General features: G+C 59.4%; 18 protein-coding genes. 6 read left to right on the top strand and 12 right to left on the bottom strand.

Annotation, left to right across the window (positions count from 1 at the left end):
- Positions 1-130: 130 nt before the first annotated feature.
- From WM40_RS07015 to WM40_RS07000, 4 genes are read right to left on the bottom strand one after another with little or no spacing between them, the layout of a single operon-like run.
- Positions 131-712: a PqiC family protein gene (locus WM40_RS07015; RefSeq protein ID WP_036010747.1), complete on the bottom strand. Its 582-nt coding sequence runs from the start codon at positions 710-712 to the stop codon at positions 131-133.
- On the bottom strand, positions 709-2,361 hold the full coding sequence (locus tag WM40_RS07010) for a PqiB family protein (RefSeq protein ID WP_046152518.1): 1,653 nt from the start codon (positions 2,359-2,361) through the stop codon (positions 709-711). Before WM40_RS07010 ends, WM40_RS07015 begins: the two co-directional genes overlap by 4 nt.
- Complete coding sequence (locus tag WM40_RS07005) at positions 2,354-2,977, bottom strand: paraquat-inducible protein A (RefSeq protein WP_413783796.1); 624 nt, start codon at positions 2,975-2,977, stop codon at positions 2,354-2,356. The genes WM40_RS07010 and WM40_RS07005 overlap by 8 nt, the downstream gene beginning before the upstream one ends.
- A 2-nt stretch (positions 2,978-2,979) precedes the next feature.
- Positions 2,980-3,609 carry a paraquat-inducible protein A gene (locus WM40_RS07000; RefSeq protein WP_024904104.1) on the bottom strand — a complete coding sequence of 210 codons (630 nt, stop codon included), beginning with the start codon at positions 3,607-3,609 and terminating at the stop codon, positions 2,980-2,982.
- A gap of 289 nt (positions 3,610-3,898) precedes the next feature.
- On the opposite strand from WM40_RS07000, the gene WM40_RS06995 reads away from it, so the two are divergent.
- Positions 3,899-4,576 carry a TetR/AcrR family transcriptional regulator gene (locus WM40_RS06995; protein WP_024904103.1) on the top strand — a complete coding sequence of 226 codons (678 nt, stop codon included), beginning with the start codon at positions 3,899-3,901 and terminating at the stop codon, positions 4,574-4,576.
- A 106-nt stretch (positions 4,577-4,682) separates the two neighbouring features.
- Here WM40_RS06995 and WM40_RS06990 read toward each other — a convergent pair whose 3' ends face one another.
- The 3 genes from WM40_RS06990 to WM40_RS06980 all read right to left on the bottom strand — a co-directional run bounded on the left by WM40_RS06990 (position 4,683) and on the right by WM40_RS06980 (position 7,453).
- Complete coding sequence (locus WM40_RS06990) at positions 4,683-4,886, bottom strand: hypothetical protein (protein ID WP_024904102.1); 204 nt, start codon at positions 4,884-4,886, stop codon at positions 4,683-4,685.
- A 104-nt stretch (positions 4,887-4,990) separates the two neighbouring features.
- Positions 4,991-5,992, bottom strand: coding sequence for a cytochrome d ubiquinol oxidase subunit II (gene cydB, locus WM40_RS06985; protein ID WP_024904101.1), 1,002 nt, complete (start codon positions 5,990-5,992; stop codon positions 4,991-4,993).
- Between the two features lie 30 nt (positions 5,993-6,022).
- A complete protein-coding gene (locus tag WM40_RS06980; protein WP_024904100.1) occupies positions 6,023-7,453 on the bottom strand; it encodes a cytochrome ubiquinol oxidase subunit I in 1,431 nt (476 codons plus the stop codon).
- 653 nt (positions 7,454-8,106) lie between these two features.
- On the opposite strand from WM40_RS06980, the gene epsC reads away from it, so the two are divergent.
- Both epsC and WM40_RS06970 read left to right on the top strand, forming a co-directional pair.
- Entirely contained in the window at positions 8,107-9,114 is a 1,008-nt protein-coding gene (gene epsC, locus WM40_RS06975) for a serine O-acetyltransferase EpsC (RefSeq protein ID WP_082102485.1), read from the top strand.
- Positions 9,107-10,006 (top strand): NAD-dependent protein deacetylase, encoded by a 900-nt coding sequence (locus tag WM40_RS06970; RefSeq protein ID WP_082102484.1) that lies wholly within the window; start codon positions 9,107-9,109, stop codon positions 10,004-10,006. Before epsC ends, WM40_RS06970 begins: the two co-directional genes overlap by 8 nt.
- Here WM40_RS06970 and WM40_RS06965 read toward each other — a convergent pair.
- The 5 genes from WM40_RS06965 to WM40_RS06945 all read right to left on the bottom strand — a co-directional run bounded on the left by WM40_RS06965 (position 9,990) and on the right by WM40_RS06945 (position 13,892).
- The gene (locus WM40_RS06965; protein ID WP_046152572.1) at positions 9,990-11,174 is read right to left on the bottom strand and encodes an SAM-dependent methyltransferase; all 1,185 of its coding nucleotides are present in this window, start codon (positions 11,172-11,174) and stop codon (positions 9,990-9,992) included. The two genes, WM40_RS06970 and WM40_RS06965, sit on opposite strands and share 17 nt — an antisense overlap.
- A 133-nt stretch (positions 11,175-11,307) precedes the next feature.
- Positions 11,308-12,141: a DUF1295 domain-containing protein gene (locus WM40_RS06960; protein WP_036010743.1), complete on the bottom strand. Its 834-nt coding sequence runs from the start codon at positions 12,139-12,141 to the stop codon at positions 11,308-11,310.
- A gap of 62 nt (positions 12,142-12,203) precedes the next feature.
- Entirely contained in the window at positions 12,204-12,962 is a 759-nt protein-coding gene (locus WM40_RS06955; RefSeq protein WP_157685743.1) for a ChrR family anti-sigma-E factor, read from the bottom strand.
- 136 nt (positions 12,963-13,098) lie between these two features.
- Complete coding sequence (locus WM40_RS06950; RefSeq protein WP_024904094.1) at positions 13,099-13,707, bottom strand: sigma-70 family RNA polymerase sigma factor; 609 nt, start codon at positions 13,705-13,707, stop codon at positions 13,099-13,101.
- The gene (locus WM40_RS06945; protein ID WP_046152516.1) at positions 13,704-13,892 is read right to left on the bottom strand and encodes a hypothetical protein; all 189 of its coding nucleotides are present in this window, start codon (positions 13,890-13,892) and stop codon (positions 13,704-13,706) included. Before WM40_RS06945 ends, WM40_RS06950 begins: the two co-directional genes overlap by 4 nt.
- Positions 13,893-14,238: 346 nt before the next feature.
- On the opposite strand from WM40_RS06945, the gene WM40_RS06940 reads away from it, so the two are divergent.
- The 3 genes from WM40_RS06940 to WM40_RS06930 are packed head-to-tail and all read left to right on the top strand — an operon-like array spanning position 14,239 to position 18,027.
- Positions 14,239-15,753, top strand: coding sequence for an NAD(P)/FAD-dependent oxidoreductase (locus tag WM40_RS06940; RefSeq protein WP_082102482.1), 1,515 nt, complete (start codon positions 14,239-14,241; stop codon positions 15,751-15,753).
- Positions 15,750-16,598 carry a DUF1365 domain-containing protein gene (locus tag WM40_RS06935; RefSeq protein WP_024904091.1) on the top strand — a complete coding sequence of 283 codons (849 nt, stop codon included), beginning with the start codon at positions 15,750-15,752 and terminating at the stop codon, positions 16,596-16,598. The genes WM40_RS06940 and WM40_RS06935 overlap by 4 nt, the downstream gene beginning before the upstream one ends.
- Before the next feature lie 16 nt (positions 16,599-16,614).
- Positions 16,615-18,027, top strand: a complete 1,413-nt coding sequence (locus WM40_RS06930; protein WP_082102481.1) for an SAM-dependent methyltransferase — start codon at positions 16,615-16,617, stop codon at positions 18,025-18,027.
- Positions 18,028-18,041: the final 14 nt, after the last annotated feature.

The following is an 18,041-nucleotide window of genomic DNA, read 5'->3' as shown; positions in this document are numbered from 1 at the left end:
TGTCCAATTAAATATTAGACAATTTTGTCCAGTAAAGCAATGCCTCGCACACTCTTTTTTGCGGCGAGGTCCGCGTTCACGACGACCACCGCATCGGCCGGAATGAAGCGGGATCACCCGGCAACGAAGCTCACCAACGCGCCGCGACAATATCGTCTGCTATCCGCAACGCCACATCATGAACCGCCTGTTGCTCAGCACGGACCAGACCGTCATAACTTCCGGGGGCGGATTTTTCGATCAAGGCATGCCCGAGAATCGGTGTATCGCGCCCTTTTTGAGATGACGTCACGCTCCAGCTGGCGTCGAGCTGCACCTCACGCCCCACCCAGGCATCCAAGCGCTGAATACGTACTGTCACCGAAATGACCGGCACACCTTGTGGGTATCGCAACCCCGTCACATCGGGCGAGCCAAGACGGGCGCCTAGCAGCGTCGCGAACGCCTGCCGTAGTTCATCGGCGAAAGGCGCGGCCCACTGTTCATCTTCCAGAATCCGGACGCCACTGGCACCCGTGCGTACGACAAAATTGCTTTGATCCAATTGTCGCGGCACGATGACGGGCAACACCGTCAATAGCAGATTGGCGTTTTTGTTCACGCTGTTTTCAGTCGACGTTGGTGCAAGCAACGTGTGGTAATGGACCGGCGCTGACGCGCAGGCACCCAACCCGATGCACAACGACGCTGCGATTGGCGAGAGGTATCTCATTTATCGGCTCCCTTTGCAGCGGCGGATATCCTGTCGCTCGCGGATGCGTCGTCTGTGTCGCCGCGGCGGCCTCGAAGCAAGGATTCCGGATGACGATTCAAGTAATCGACAAGGCTGCGTACAGACTGCGCCGAGCGCTGTACCTCTTCCAATGCTTGATTGATGTTTTGCTGCAATCGCGAATCCGGCGAGAGGAATTGTTGCGCATTACCCAAGGCCCCCTGTGCTTGCTGCATCGTGCGCGTGGTTTCCGGCAACAACTGCCCGTTGACTTGCTTCAATGTGGCATCCAGGCTCGACAAGTTGGCACTCAATTGCAAGCCGATGGTGTCGAAAGGAATCTTGTCGATCTTATCCACGACGTGATTCAGTTTTTCTTCGAGTTGGTCCACCCCGGCGGTTGAAATCGTCGGAAGATATAACGGCTGCATCTGAGGATTGAAGCTTACCGGTGCGGCGTTCTGCACGAAATCCAGCGAGATATAGAGTTGCCCCGTCAGCAAATTACCCGCCTTGGCCTGCGCCCTCAGCCCATGCTGCACCCAGATGCTCAGGAAATGCAGCGCCTGCTGGTCGGCAGCGCCGTCGAATTTTGGCAGTTTCGCCAGTACACGTCCCAGTTTTTTAGGATAAACGTCGATACCAACCAATGTCGGGAACCGCTTTTTCGATGCGTCGTAGTCGAGATCGACCGACGTGACAACGCCGAGTTCCCTACCCGAAAAGACGACCGGCGCACCAACGACAAGCCCCCGCAGTGATTGCGCGAAAAGCAGATCGAAATGTACGGGTGGTCCGTGGGGCGGCTCCATCGCGGCTTGCTGATCCTTGGCCAGGAAATACATTGGCTTCGGACTGCCACCGCCGTCGTCGGGTGTTGCAAAAGCGATGCCGCCGGTCACGACGGTTGCAAGCGATTGCGTATTGACTTTCAGGCCGGTCGCATTCAATGAGATATCGACACCGCTGGCGTTCCAGAATCGTGTATTTTCCGTAACGAATCGGTCGTACGGAGCATCGATGAAGAGCTGGAGGCTGACGTGTTTCCCATCGTCATCGAGCTGATAGGACGCGACGCGGCCGACTTGAATATGTCGATAGTAAACCGGCGAGTTGACGTCAATGGAGCCCAATTCATCTGTCCGTAGCGAGAACGAGCGCCCAGGGGTGCCGTTGATCACCGAGGGTGGCGTTTCGAGACCCACAAAATCGGTTTGATGTTCACTGGATGTCCCTTTATCAACGCCTATATAGGAACCGGATAACAGCGTATCGATGCCCGATGCCCCGCCGGCACCAATGCGCGGCCGTACAACCCAGAAACGCGTCTCCGCATTTGCCAGGCTACGCGCACTATTGGTGAGCGCGACTTTCGCAATCACATGGGTTCCACCATCGCTGAGATCCACCGATGACACCGTGCCGACCGTCACATCTTTGTACTTCACGGCGGTCTTCCCTTCCGTTAATCCAGCCGCCGTGCGAAACGAGATGGTGATAACCGGGCCTTTCGTCATCAAACCGTGAACGAGCATCGATATGCCAATCAATACGGCAATTGCCGGAACGAGCCAGACAACCGATACTGGAATGCGGTGTCGAGACGCGGGTAATGGAGGTTCCGGTGTGCCGTTCAAAGGGTCATTCATTACGTTGACGGTCCCAAATTAAGCGAGGATCAAAACTGATGGCGGAAAGAATCGTCAGCAACACAACCAGACCAAAAAAGAGAATGCCGATTCTGGGCGCGGCCGCGCTCAATGCGCCGAAATTGCCAATGGCAGCGCCCCAGCCCACGACGAAAACATCGAGCATCGACCAATAACCAATCAATTCGAGGAGTCGATACAGCGTGGTCCGCTCCTTCAGCGCATGCGAACTGCCTCCGCGAGTGCTCACTAGCAACAAGCCCAACACCAGGAACTTTCCGCATGGCACCGCAACGCTGGCAATAAAAATCAATAAAGCCAGCGCGTGCGACCCGGACGTCCAGAAATCGATGATTCCACCGAGGATGGTATTTTCGGTCCCTTCTCCCAGCAGTTCCGTGTACACCACCGGGTAAAGGTTTGCAGGAATGTAGAAAACCATCGCCGCCAAAAGAAAGGCCGTTGCCCGCGCCACACTGGCCGGCTTGCGGCGGTGCAAGGTCGCACCGCACCGTGGACAGGCCGCCGAAGGCGTGTGATCCAACACGTCCTCACACACAAGGCCACAGCCATGGCATGCCACTACGCCGAATGCTTGCGCGCGTGCGAGAGACACCATCACGCTCCGTCATCAAGAGGCCGCGAGCGTTGCTCCGCCAGCGACCACACTGCGTGCATGTCCCGATTTGCAATAACGGTCAAACCGATCATCGACATGGTCAGTGCCCAGACGCCAGAAAGCGGCTGGACATGCAGCGTGGCGGAAAGCTTGATCATCGTCACGAACACGCCGAGCAAGGCCACTTCAACCATGCTCCAATGACGCATGGCCGCGATAACGCGCATCGCACGCGCAAAACCAGGGGCGAGCCGGCCCTGCCGCGCGTGAAAAAGCACCCATGTCAAAAGAGCGATCTGGGTGGCAGGCGCGACAATGGCGGCAAACGCCGCCGGAATCGCGATCACGCCCGTATAGTCCTGGCAGAGCGCCCAGACGGCAGCCCCGAGCGTGGCATCATTGAATGCGCCTTGGAACCCGATGCGGACTACCGGACAGACGTTGGCGATAAAAAAAGCGACGGCGGTTGCAACAGACAGCGCCAGCCACGCATCCATCGAAATGCCCGGCCGCCGAAACAACGGCGCATTACACGACTGACACACGTATGACTCGCCATGCCGCAGCACCGGGCGGCGATATACCGTGTCACAACACCCGCATACGATCAGATCAGGAAAAGTTTTCAAGGCATGCTCGCGATGCGTGTCGTAGCGTCGACAGCGGCGCATTAGTTGATATTTTTGTCTATTATGTTATTTCTAGATAAATTTGTCTAATACAATTCGATAAAGAGGGCGACTGGCGAAAAAACGACAGAACGCCGGCGGACCACGGCGCCGTAACCGCTTTGTCCATATCCACGCCACGTCTGGGCCAAACATCCGTCGACGCAGTCGAAATCGCGGATAATTGTTGCTGGCATCGACGTTCGAGCACGTCGTCCAATCGGCACGATCAAGACATCGGGAAGGGAAAATGGTTGAAAAAGCAGCAGTGCCCAGTACGCAAGCGGAAGACGTCAAGCCGGCCACAGCGGCGCGTATACCGCAGCGCGCGCGCGGCAAGGCACGATTCGAGACAATATTGGATGCTGCGGCGGAGTTGATCGTCGAATCCGGCGTATCGGGTGTGACGATGCACAAGGTCGCAAAGCGCGCGGCAACCCCCACTGGATCGATGTACCACTTTTTCCCGGATCGAGAAGCGCTGGTGCTGGCCTTACGCGATCGTCACGATGCGGCTTTGGAGGAAATCCACGCCACGACGTTGCAAATCACAACCGCGCAATGGCGGGCATTCTCCACTGCCGAAGTGATCAACGCGTTGGTCAGCCCTGTAATTGACTACTTCGAGAGAAATCCGGACTGTCTGGTCATCTTCGTGGAATGCCCAAAGGATGATAAGGATCACGAAGAAGGTATTCGCAATTTGCGGGCGGTGATCGATGCCAGGGTACCGGATGCGAAACCGGCCGAACGTCAAGTCTATGCCGAGATGATCAATGCGCTCGCGGTAGGCAGCCTCAAGATCCGACTCGGCGCGGCAAAGGGCAACCTGCAAAAAGCGAGCGTGTATCTACGAGAGATTAAGCGCGCGCTGACAGCGTATCTGCACGCCATCGAATCGAATTATGCGATAGGGACGACGCGATAAGCGACAAGGTGGAGAATGCCCGCGGGCCTGTGTGCCGCCCTCCCGGGCGACTTGCCACGCGTTGTACGGTTATCGTCACCTCTTATCGATGACTTTGCCCTGGTGCTCAAGCAGCGGAAAAAACCAGGACATGGAAAATCATCGCCACCACCAGGGTCACGCCAACGCCACCGCCATACAGCATCACGAACCACAGCATCGGATGCTTGGCACGCGGTGCCTTCCCATCCGCCGCCCGCGGACCCCGCGTACCCACATCCGCTTGGAACGGTCTACGAATGGCCACCAGCCAAGGCATGTTACGGTTCATGGCATCACCTGTCAGCGAAAGAGAATAGTGAATCTGTAGAGAGCACGCCAGGCGTCGAACACCACAGGGTAACGGACGGCGTCACGTCCGACATCACGTCTGGATCAGTGATAACCGGGGTCATCGTGGCGCACCTTGCCGCGGAACACCCAATATCCCATGGTCGTATAGACAAGAATGATCGGCAACACGATGACCACGCCGATCAACGCAAATAGCTGGCTCGAATGCGGCGAGGCGGCATCCCATATCGAGACCGACGGCGGAATGATATTCGGCCACAGACTCAGAATGAACCCTGTGTAGCACAGGAAGATCAACGCCAGGCCCCAGACAAACGGCATGCGGTCGTGACGCTTCTTGACCGATATGCGCATTGCCCACACGCACAGCAGCGTCAAGATCGGCACCGGAGAGAAGTACAGCAATGTCGGCATCGCAAACCAGCGGTTGGCGATCAGATCGTTGCCCAACGGGGTCCAGATACTGACAATGATGATCGCGCCCAACAACAGCACCGTCAGCGGCAACATCAGGCGATACATCTTGCGCTGCAAATCGCCATCGGTCTTCGCGATAAGCCAAGCGCAGCCCAATACCGCATACGCGATCAGCAAAGCGAAACCACAGAACAGGCTGAACGGGGTGAACCAATCCAGCGCCCCACCGGCAAACGCGCCGTTCTCCATCTTGATGCCGGACAGATAGCCGCCCAGCGCAATACCTTGAAAGAACGTCGCACCCGCCGAGCCCAGTATGAATGCCAGATCCCAGAGGTTACGCGTACGGCGCGACTTGGCACGCAGCTCGAAGGCGACACCGCGGAAGATCAGGCAGATCAACATGAAGATCAGCGGCAGGTACAGCGCCGACAGAATGCCCGAGTACGCTTCCGGAAACGCGGCAAACAGGCCCGCTCCCCCCAGCACCAGCCAGGTCTCGTTGCCGTCCCACACTGGCGCGACGGTATTCATCAGCACGTCGCGGTCGTGGTGCTCCGGAAAGAACGGGAACAGAATGCCAATCCCCAGATCGAAGCCATCCAGCACCACATACATGAATACGCCAAGCGCGATGATCGCCGCCCAGATAAAAGTGATATCCATTTGCTTGCTCTTTATTCGCGAGGGCTGCGATCAGTGCGCTTCAATCGACTCGTTAGAGCCGGACAGTGGCCGGCGGGCAGTCTGGGCATGATCTCCCCGGCCATCATCGCCCCACTGGTGCGACTTCTCACGGTCACTGGCCATCGGCAATGCCGGACCGGTGCGGATCAATTTCAGGATGTAGTAGATACCCGTACCGAATACGAGGAAGTAGACGATCACGAACATCATCAACGATATGCCCATCGCCTGGACATTGTTTGGCGATGCCGCATTCACGGTACGCATCACGCCATACACGACCCAGGGCTGGCGACCGGCTTCGGTCGTGATCCAGCCGCCCAACAACGCCAGAAAGCCAGTAGGGCCCATCCACAGCACCCAGCGCTGGAACCAGCGCGCCGCATAAATCTTGCCGCCCTTGCGCATCGCCAGGCCAACGATCGACATCAGAATCATCAGCATCCCGAGACCGGCCATGATGCGGAACGTCCAGAAGATCAATGTCGAGTTCGGACGGTCTTCCTTCGGGAAGCTCTTCAGGCCGCGGATTTCGCCGTTCCACTCATGCGTCAGAATCAGGCTGCCCAGGTGCGGGACCGCAATGCGGTACCGGGTCTCTTCGTTTTCCATGTCCGGAATACCAAAGAGGTTCAGCGCGACACCCCGCTCCGTATCCCATATCCCCTCGATTGCCGCGATCTTCGCCGGCTGGTACTGACGCGTGTTCAAACCGTGCGCATCACCAACGACCGCTTGAATCGGCGTCAGGATCAACAACAGCCATAGCGCCATCGAGAAAGACTTGCGGATTGCCGGGTCCTGGCGGCCCCGCAGCATGTGCCAGGCGGCACTGGCTGCCACGACCAGGCCCGCCACGATGAATGCCGCGATCGCCATGTGGAACAGGCGGTATGGGAACGACGGATTGAAGACGATCTTGAACCAGTCCGTCGGGACTACACGGCCGTTGATGATCTCGTAGCCCTGCGGCGTCTGCATCCAGCTGTTGGACGCCAGAATCCAGAATGTCGAGATCAGCGTGCCGATGGCCACCATCAGCGTGGCGGCGTAATGCGCCTTTGGGCCGACCTTATGCCAGCCGAACAACATCACGCCGAGGAAGCCCGCCTCGAGAAAGAAGGCCGTCAGCACTTCATAACTCAGCAACGGCCCGGTAACCGGCCCGGCGAATGTTGAAAATCCGCCCCAGTTCGTTCCAAACTGGTAGCTCATCACCACTCCCGAAACCACACCCATGCCGAAACCCACCGCAAATACCTTCGACCAGAACATGAACATGTCCTTGTAGATCGGGTTGCGGGTTTTCAGCCAGACCCCCTCCAGCACCGCGAGAAAGCTCGCCAGGCCAATACTGAGCGCGGGGAAAATGATGTGAAACGAAACCGTGAATGCGAACTGGAAGCGGGCGAGATCCACCGCACTGAAATTCACCGACATGATGCGTCCTTAGGGCCTGTCACTGACAATCGGGCAACCCTTGTAAGATAGAGCCGTTTGTTGTACGGGGAAACCCGGGTTCGATCGCCCGGCAAGTCGTGCGTCATGCATGCCCGGACTGCCGCGCTAGAACGCAGGCCCCCACTTGCACGTCTGTTATTTTTCTGGCGTGGGAAAGCTATCAACATCATCCCAGATGTCGCGCACCAGGACGACGCGACAGGCCGCCGCACGTCACGTTACCTTTGCCAGCACAAAATTCCCGCCTAAACCCCGTTACAACACCATAACAATATGATTCTTTTGAAAGAAACAAATACTTTCGCATCACAAGGATAACGCAAGATACACGCCTGGTGCGTCAATGCGCCGCACGTTATACGCGCCGCGTAACGCGAGGTCGGATCGCTGCCTTCACGAAACTTGATATTGGTGCAACCGACGACGAAGCGGCTGTGGAGCAATGGTCCGGCACGACTTGTCGGCCGGCAGTAAAATGATCGAAAGCACCGGATGATGCGGCCCATTCCCCATGGCCGCTGGACACGTTCGCGTAAAGGGTTGGACCCGAATAAGTGGGGCTACGTACGCAACAGGTCCCGTGCCGCCCGCGCCGATGACAACGCATTACCACCTTTCCTTATGCAACACGTATGAAAGAAAGTGTCAAAACCACGTCGCTCCTACCCGGCGGATTGCTGGCCCGTGACGGTGATTCGCCAACGCCGGAGGAGCCGCTCATCGGCACGGGGACGCGAGACACCTCCGAGCGAAGGGACGATCGCTTGCCGCTCGACCATATCGTTGCCGCACTGCGCAATTCGAGGGAGTCGACGCATAACGTCCGACATCGCGGCAGCGTACGCGAATTGCCGTCGCGGACCGCCATTGGCGATACGATGGAAGCCCTCGCCGCCGCATTGTTCCCGACGCACTATGGACGCACCGACCTCACCGATCGCGATATCGATTTTTTTGTTGGCGCGACATTGAGTAATGCTTTGCGCGTGCTGAATGAGCAGATCCGTCGTGGCTTGCTCTTTACCGAAGATGCGCAGCCAGACCCGGAAACCTGTCGCATCCGCGCGGGTGAGATCACCGAGACGTTCGCGGAGCAGTTGGCCACCATCCGCGCGTTGCTGGTCAGCGATGTACGGGCCGCTTATGCCGGCGACCCGGCCGCCGCCAGTATTTCGGAAGTTTTGCTGTGTTATCCTGGCACGATTGCGATCATCTACCACCGGATCGCGCATGCACTATGGAACCTCGGGGCCCATTTCATCGCACGCCTGATCTCACGAATCTCGCATTCGACGACCGGCATCGATATTCACCCGGGGGCGCGGATTGGCGGCAGTTTTTTCATCGACCACGGCACGGGCGTCGTCATCGGTCAGACTGCCATCATCGGGGAACACGTCCGGCTTTATCAGCATGTGACCCTCGGCGCGAAACGCTTCCCCGAGGATGACAGCGGCGCCTTGATCAAGGGTATTCCGCGACACCCGATTGTCGAGGACGGCGTCGTGATCTACGCCGGTGCGACCATTCTCGGGCGCATCACGATCGGCCGGAATTCGACCATCGGCGGGAATGTCTGGCTTACGCACTCGGTGCCGGAAAACAGCAATATCGCGCAGGCACGGATGCGCAATGACTGATACCCCTCCGATCGGCACGCCCGCCATTGAAGCGCTTGCACCCGATGCGCCCTCCGCGACGGCGCTGGAAACCATGCGCGAACAATTGCGCGTATTCATGCGGGCGCATCGCCGCGTCTTCGTCATTACCGGCGCGGGATGCAGCACCGAATCGGGTATTGCCGATTATCGTGACCGCCATGGCGCGTGGAAACGGCCGATGCCCATTACGTTGCAAGCGTTCACGGCAGAACCGGCCACGCGGCGGCGATACTGGGCACGCGCCATGATCGGATGGCGTCATTTGGCCGCGGCGGTTCCCAATGACACCCACCGCACGCTGGCGCGTTGGGAGCAGGACGATAGGTTATCCTTACTGGTCACGCAGAATGTGGATGGCCTGCATCAAGCTGCCGGAAGCACGCACGTGGTGGATTTGCATGGACGCCTGGACGGCGTGCGCTGCCTGAAATGCGGGCAGCGACTGCCCCGCGCCGACGTGCAGGACGAGCTGGCGCGACGCAACCCGCATTTCGCGACCCTGGACGCGCCCGGCGCACCGGACGGCGATGCCGATCTCGAGCTTGCCACTTTTGCGCAATTCGATGTGCCAGATCATGCCGGATGCGGTGGCCTGCTCAAACCCGACGTGGTGTTCTTTGGTGAAAGCGTTCCCCCGGAACGTGTCCGTGAAGCCAGGACGGCGCTGGACGCGTCCGACGCACTGCTCATCATCGGATCGTCGTTGATGGTGTACTCGGGCTATCGGTTCGCCGTTGCCGCGGCCGAGCGCCGTATCCCCCTCGCGGCGCTCAATGTGGGTCACACGCGCGCCGATGCGTTGCTATCGCTGAAAATCGAGGGCCAGGCCGGCGCCGTGTTGCGCGATCTCGCGATCACCCTTCCCGTCTGACCAGGCGATAGTGCGACACGCCCCACTGGCTACCATTGCGATGCCCGAACAAGCCCATCGTCGACAACAGGAATAAGCGCCAGCGACGTTTCCACAGCGCCGCATCGGTGCCATACACATCACGCAATACGCCGTCGATCGCATCACTGTTCCGATCAAAGTTCGCCAACCAGTCACGCGCCGTGCGCTCGTAATGCGTACCATCCCAGCGCCACTGCTTTTCCAACTCGAACAAGTCATCGAACTGGACGATCATCGTGTGACTGGGCATGATTCCCCCGGTGAAGAAATGTTGCGCGATCCAATCCTTCTGGTCCGTGTGATCGAAGCGGTACGGCGCGCCCTGATTCGTGAAAACATGAAGGAACAACTTGCCTCCTGGCACGAGCCATTGTCGCACTTGTTCGAGCAGCCCACGCCAATTGGCCATATGCTCGAACATCTCGACCGAAACCACGCGATCGAACCGCGGCACCTGCTCGTCTACCTGAAAATCGTTCATATCCGCGGTGATGACCTCCACGTTCAGCAAACCCTGCGTCGCCAATACGGATTCGATATACTCACGCTGCGATGCCGAATGCGATACTGCGGTGATGCGCGCGTCAGGATAGTGCTGCGCCATCCAGATCGTCAGTGAACCCCAGCCACATCCCAGTTCGAGAATGCGCTGGCCGTTCGCCAATTCGGCATGCGCGCAACTGCGCGCCAACGCTTCCTCCTCCGCTTGCGGCAGCGCCGTGTCGTCGCGTTCCAGGGCCCGTTCGTGCGCAGTCTCGGATGCCGGCGCTTCTGAATCAAGCGCGCCGGCATGGTTGCCCGGTGTGGTCGCCCATGAACCGCCTATGCGATCCGCGTGCACCGGTGCATGAGTCGCCTGCTGTAATGGGTAATAGCCGCAAGAGTATTTCCGGCGCGGCCCTAGCATAAGAGCGAAAAAAACCGGAGGGAGCTCGTAGTGCTGCTCGCGCGATGCGTCGGTATGCACCGCGATCGGGAAACGTTTCATCTCCGCCGCGAACGCCGCATCGCGCTCAGCCGGGTCTACCAACCGGTCCGCGGTCTTCCGTGCGGTTTTATCGACAAGGTAGGCGATACCGGCAAGCGTCACCGCATCCGGCAGCGGAAAACGTTCCGCAACATTGATAAGTGACGCTATCGGATTCATAGGTGCCCTCGACTGGCCGTCGTGCAGTGAACGTTCGAACGAATGTGATACGGAAGCTTGCGACAAAGCGCGTGGGAAACACGGTAGCGTGATGTGGCGCACCACCCCCATCCGCAGCAACCCGAAGGGCCCATCAAGATGCCGGACGACGCGGCCAAAATGCCGATGTCCTCGCCGCGTAGGCATTCCAGACAGCACCACGTGACCGTGCCATATGGGCCTCAAGCGGCGGAATGCCTGATACATGGGCCAACAACACGTACATCAGAAGCGGCGCCAGCAGGGTCAACACCGACCACGGCGCGGTCAGCGGTGCGCAGGCAATCAGGGGCCACACACACCACAAAAGGCATTCGAAGAAATAATTGGGATGTCTGGACCAACGCCACAGGCCGACATCGCATACAGATCCCGCCGCGTGCGCACCACGGCTGAATTGCCGCAGTTGAAAATCGGCGATGGCTTCGCCGCGCCATGCAATAAGAAATACGACAACCCCCACGCCGTCACGCCAATCGGCGAATGGCACGGCCCGTCCGGCGGTCAACATCACCGCGACGACAAGCGGGACACCGGCAAGCGCCTGAATCTGCAAAAAACCAAATAGATGCATGCGGTAGCGAGCGCCCCATTCCTTCCGCAGTTGCGCGTACCGTGGATCATCCTTGCCACGCAAGGACCGGCGCGCGATGTGCGTGCCCAGCCGGATGGCCCATACAGCGACCATCGCCGCGGCGAGCGCGGCACGCGGCCATGCATCCACCGTCGTGGAAGGGCTTGCCATAGCGTACATAACGGGCACGAAGGATGCACCGACGCCAACGATACCAATACCATATGACCAGAACACGTCGATCCAGCCATGATTTCCGGTGCGTACCGCCGCGATCCAGGCCACCCCCATGACACCGGCCAACACGGCCCACGCCATGAGCGCATTCCATCCGATTTGCGCCCCCGTCAGCATATCGCACTCCTTATCATTACTCGATTATTGAAGACACGCTTCAATTTGCCTCACCACCGTGTCTAAAGTCCGACGATATGTTGCGCCAATCGCGCAAGCCACCCATCCATCACCAGAGAGCCTTCCACCGCCAGCACGCAAACACAAGGGATGCCCGAATTCACCATTGGTCGGTGTTGTTCGGTTTCATCGCACTCGGACAAATCCCCTAGCTGCATGTGGCGCGCGCCATCCTGAAATGCGCCTTGGAGAATACAGGTATATTCCGTGCCCGTGTGAGTATGCTGCGGCAAGCCGGTCCCGGGCTCCGCACGCAGCAGCAGCACTTTCGCCGATGTGTCCTCCGGAATCAATACGCGCGCCCAATGAATACCAGGTCCGACCATGCGCCAAGGCGATGCCTCGTAAGCAGAAAGCGGTGAAGGCAATGTCAGGCCGTCCCACGCGCTTCGACGACGCGTCGCAACATTACCGCGCCAGGCATTCGCAACCACTGAACGCAACGCGGATGGCGCCCCCCCTGCCTTGATCGCGGCCCCCGATCCCGCGGAACGTTGACCGCGCCGCCCCCCTTCCGCGCCAACCAAGCGCTGCCGGGCCGCGTGCTCCGGATCGGCCAGCAACGCCGACACATCCGAGGTCAACGGCATCGGTTCACCCTCATCGAGCGCCGCGCCGCCCACCCCTTCGAGTACGCGCATCACCTTACGGCAATGTGGGCACTGCGCGATATGCGTCGCCACAACCAACGCCGGACCGGCCTCCAGGTCGCCCGCCGATAATCGCGTCAATGTCTCGTCGCTAGGATGATGCTCGATCATCACAATGTCCTCTGAAACCGCCTGATTATAAAAATGCACGCCAAACACCATTTTTCGTTTCCGCGACACGGCACAACGTACATCGCACACATCGTCCGTCATCCTTCCAGGCAACAGGTACGACCAACGCGGTGCGTTACTCCGCCCACGTTTCCAACATACCCCGCAACTTCTGAGTCGCCAGCCGCAACCGCGACTTGACCGTGCCCAAGGGCAAAGCCAACTCGCGCGCCACATCGGCATGTGCCCGACCGTGGAAGAACGCCATCATGACCACTTTCAACTGCTCGTCCGGCAGCCGCTGCACGGCCTCACGAACCCGTGCGTCGCGCTGGCTCGCCTCCGCCCATCGGCTCACGTCGTCCACCGCGCCATGTTCGGCCGCCTGTCCTTCGGCCTGCTCGAGCGCGTCGTCGCTAATCGTCTCGAGCACCCCGCGTCTACCCGCGTCAATCCGCAGATTTCGTGCGATCGTATAGATCCACGTTGCGGCCCCAGCGCGCGCCGGATCGAACTGCGCCGCCTTGCGCCAGACCATCAGCATGGCTTCCTGACTCAAATCGTCGGCATTCTCCGGCGGGCTGCCGCCACGCATCAGGAAACCTTTCAAGCGCGGCGCGAAATAGTCAAACAATTCCGCAAATGCCGCCCGATCGGCGCTTTCCGCAATCCGCAGGATCAACCACGCATGACGTTCAGGCGAGCCCGGTGGCCTGCCCGGCGCAATGTTTAGCGCGTCGTTCAAGACATCACCTCGCCCACACCGGCCGTGGTCACGATAACGTTGAATGCAGAGCCCGTGATAGCCGAACAACTCGGGCCGCGCACCCGCGATCCGGTGAACGCCACCCAGACATCGGTCATGCGTCTGCGTCCCCACAGAATGCCGTCGACCAGCCGCAGCGGAATTTGCGCACGCTGAAATTGCATAGTCTTCTTCTATTACGTAATGGACGCGCGAGTGGATCACCCGCACGATGTTTTTCCCTTGATGTGATCCGCGCTCGCAATGCGAACGTATACATAGAGAGAAGCGTAGCAGTTTCTGACCCGGTCGATTGCAAATTCAGCCAAGCCGTTGTTACACCAACCGCAGTGAGACGGCACTTCGCGACTGCAGGACGTCGCGCAAAACGACTTTCCCGGCCTTCGGATCAACTTTACCGACCCTACGTGAAGCTTACCGTTTATGTAAGATAGTGACAGGGTCAAGCGAGAACGTCACGTGCCATACGCCGATTCAACCGCCATATCGTCCAACCATCCTGTTGCAAAAATGCCCGGCCAGTCGGCCATGCATCGCCCGTTGCGGGTCGCCGTGATTGGCTCAGGCATTAGCGGTATGAGCGCGGCATGGCTGCTGTCGGAACGTCATCGGGTGACGGTCTACGAGTGCGCTACCCTCGGCGGACACAGCCATACCGTCGAGGTCGCGGATGCGCACGGAGCGCAGTTGCCGGTAGACATGGGTTTCATTGTCTACAACACGCCTTGTTATCCCAATTTGACGGCACTGTTCGCGCACCTCGATGTCCCGACACAGGCAACCGACATGTCGCTATCGGTGTCATTCGATGATGGTGCGCTGGAATATGGCGGCGATAATCTGAACACGTTGTTCGCGCAACGCCGAAACCTGGTATCGCCCCAATTCTGGTCCATGCTCCGTGACCTACTGCGCTTTTATCACGAAGCGCCCCGTCATCTCGGCCGCTTTAACGACATGAGCATTGGCGATTGGCTGAAAAGCCAGGGTTACGGAGACGCCTTTCTGAATCATCATCTGCTGCCGATGGCCGCCGCGATCTGGTCGGCATCGGCGGCGCAATTGCTCGACTATCCGGCTCAGGCGTTCGTCACCTTTTGTGAAAACCATGGCTTGCTCCGGCTGCGGAATCGGCCGCAATGGCGCACGGTACGGGGAGGCAGCCGTGAATATGTGAAACGATTGACCGCCGGTTATGGCTCGCGCATCGCTCAATGGGGCGCGGCCGCGCACGTCTCCAGGCACGACTTCACGCGGACCGGCCAGGTCTGGATCCAAGGCACGGACGGGCATAGTGCGTCGTATGATGCCGTTGTCATGGCTTCACATGCCGATGAGACGCTCGCCATGCTCGACGACCCCGATGCGGCGGAAACACGTATTCTGGGCCCATTTCACTACGCCGATAACACTGTCGTGCTGCACGGCGACGCAACGCTGATGCCGCGACGGCGTGCCGTGTGGTCGAGCTGGAATTATCTGGGGCGGTCCGAGAACAGCAAGCACGCCGATGGCCCCGAGACCGTTTGCCTGACCTATTGGATGAACCGTCTTCAGCACCTCGACCCGGCCTGCCCCTTGTTTGTCACGTTGAACCCGCAACGCGCACCGGCGGATGCGTTGCGGTACCAGGAACGCCGCTTCAGTCATCCGATATTCAATCAGGCGACCGCTCGGGCGCAACCCGCGTTATGGTCCTTGCAGGGACATCGCGGCACCTGGTATTGCGGTGCGTATTTCGGGGCTGGATTTCATGAGGACGGCTTGCAAGCCGGCCTGGCCGTGGCCGAACAATTGGGAGGCGTTCGTCGCCCCTGGACGGTGGCGAACGAATCCGGCCGCATCCCGCTAGGCGCTGTCACCGGAATCCCTAAACCCGGTACCACGAACACCATCGGGCCGTCGATCATCGATCCGGCGAGTGCCGCCTTGCCCGCTTCCGTTCCCAGCGCGCCGAGCTGCGTCCTATCGCCCCCTGGGGCCCCCGCCCCTGCTACGGCGCCTTCCGAAAAGGCCCTGCCATGAGACAGGATGCCGCGCTCTATACAGGCATCGTCACACATCATCGGCATGCGCCCAAGGTACACAACTTGCGCTATCGGGTGTATTCGGTGTTCCTCGATCTGGATCGCTTGGACGAAACGGCCCGCCGTTGCCGTTTTTTCTCCCGTAACCGCTTCAATGTGTTTGCATTTCATGACCGGGATCATGGCGATGGCAGCGCCCTGCCGTTGCGTGATCAGGCCATCGCGCGGGTCATGCTCGCGCACCCAGACACAGCAAGCCGCATCCATCGTATTGGACTGTTATGCATGCCGCGCGTCCTCGGTTACGCGTTCAATCCCCTATCCGTCTATTACTGCTACGATGACGCCGACGTCGTCATTGCGATCATCTACGAGGTCAACAACACATTTGGCCAACGACACACCTATGTGATCCCCGTTGATGCCACGCATCGCCATGGCGCCGATCAACTGATCCGTCAGACATGTGACAAACGCTTCCATGTCTCGCCGTTTCTGCCGCTCGGAATGCGGTATATCTTCCGGGTGACGCCACCGGCGGCACGCTTGTCGATTGCAATCGACACCCGCCTGCAGGGGCGTGAAGGCCAACGCCCCGATGGCAAGCCGATGCTCGACGCCGCCTACGTCGCGCACCGTCGGACGTTCAGTGACGCCACGTTGCTCCGGACGTTCTTCACACACCCCTTGCTGACGTTGAAGGTAGTGGCCGGCATCCACTGGGAAGCCCTGTTCATCTGGCGCAAGGGTGCAACGTTCCATCCGCTGCCAGGCATACCTGCACCATTGAGTGTCGTGGCCGCGGACGGCACCACGCGCGACATGCCCGATATTCATCACTAGCCGGATTCCATCCACCATGTGCGCAACCCGATATAAATCACTGGAACCGCGGCAGGTCACGCTCTCCCGCGAAGAGGATGCGGGGCCTTCCCCGCGATCACGGCGCGGCGGCCTATTGCAACGCGTGGGTACCGCCGTCCTGCAACGCCTGTTGGCGCGTCTGGAATGGGGAAACTTGCGAGTGATTACTCCGGAAGGCGTAGTAGTAGCGCATAGCCCCGCATCCGAGCGGTATGGGGAGGAGCGAAAAGCAGACGCCGATGCCGACCCGCAGACGCCCGGCGCGCACGCCACGTTGGTGTTACATCGGTGGCGCATGCTGCTGCGCCTGCTACGCGACGGCGATATCGGGTTTGCCGAAAGTTACATCGACGGCGACTGGTCGAGTCCCGACATTGCTGCCTTGATCGCCTTGGCGGCGCGTAACCGTGATGCGCTGGACGGCACGCTTTCCGGCACCTGGTGGCGGCGCCTCGCCGACCACCGCAAGCACAAGCGACGTGAAAACACGCGGTGCGGCAGCCGACGCAACATTGCTGAACACTATGATCTTGGAAACGCCTTTTACGAAGCGTGGCTGGATGCATCGATGTGCTACTCGTCCGGCATCTATCCATGCGACCTGCCACCCGGGCAGTCAGCAGACATGCGGCAGACACTAGAGGCCGCGCAGGCGCGCAAACTTGACGAAATAGAACGTCTGCTGATGTTGCAGGGCGGGGAGAGCGTACTCGAAATCGGTTGCGGATGGGGAGCGTTGGCGATTCGGCTCGCGCAACGCGGCTGCCATGTGGTGGCATTGACGTTGTCGCAAGCGCAGTTCGATGAAACCACCGCGCGCGTGATGGCCGCCGGATTGATGGACCAAGTGACGGTTCGACTTCAGGACTATCGCGACGTGCAGGGTACGTTCGATCGTGTCGTGTCAATCGAAATGTTCGAAGCCGTTGGAGAAACGTATTGGTCGACGTACTACCACGCGCTGTCGCGATGCCTCCGCCCAGGCGGCGTCGCTGTGCTCCAGGTGATCACGATCGCCGAATCGCGCTTTGATGCTTACCGCGATGATGTCGACTTCATTCAACGCTACGTCTTCCCAGGCGGCATGCTGCCGGCGCCATCGCATCTTCATTCGCTGGGTGACGCGGTATCCTTGCCGCTCTTGCGAGAACGCTGTTTCGGCCTCAGCTACGCAGCCACGCTTGCCGAATGGCGTAAGCGTTTCCTGGACAAATGGCCCGTCATCCGAACGATGGGTTTCGACGAGCGCTTTCGCCGACTCTGGGAATATTATCTTGCCTATTGCGAGGGAGGATTCGCCGCGGGTGCGATCAATGTCGGGTTGTATCAATATCGACGTGGCGGCGCAATGCCCGACGGAGAAAGCGTGCCCACCCGCGCAATCGACATCATCGGGACCGCCGGCTGAACGCCGCGCCCCGT

This window comes from Robbsia andropogonis, assembly GCF_000970345.1.
GTDB lineage: Bacteria > Pseudomonadota > Gammaproteobacteria > Burkholderiales > Burkholderiaceae > Robbsia > Robbsia andropogonis.
The sequence above is the reverse complement of the archived record's forward strand: the minus strand, read 5'-3'. Positions and strand labels throughout refer to the sequence as shown.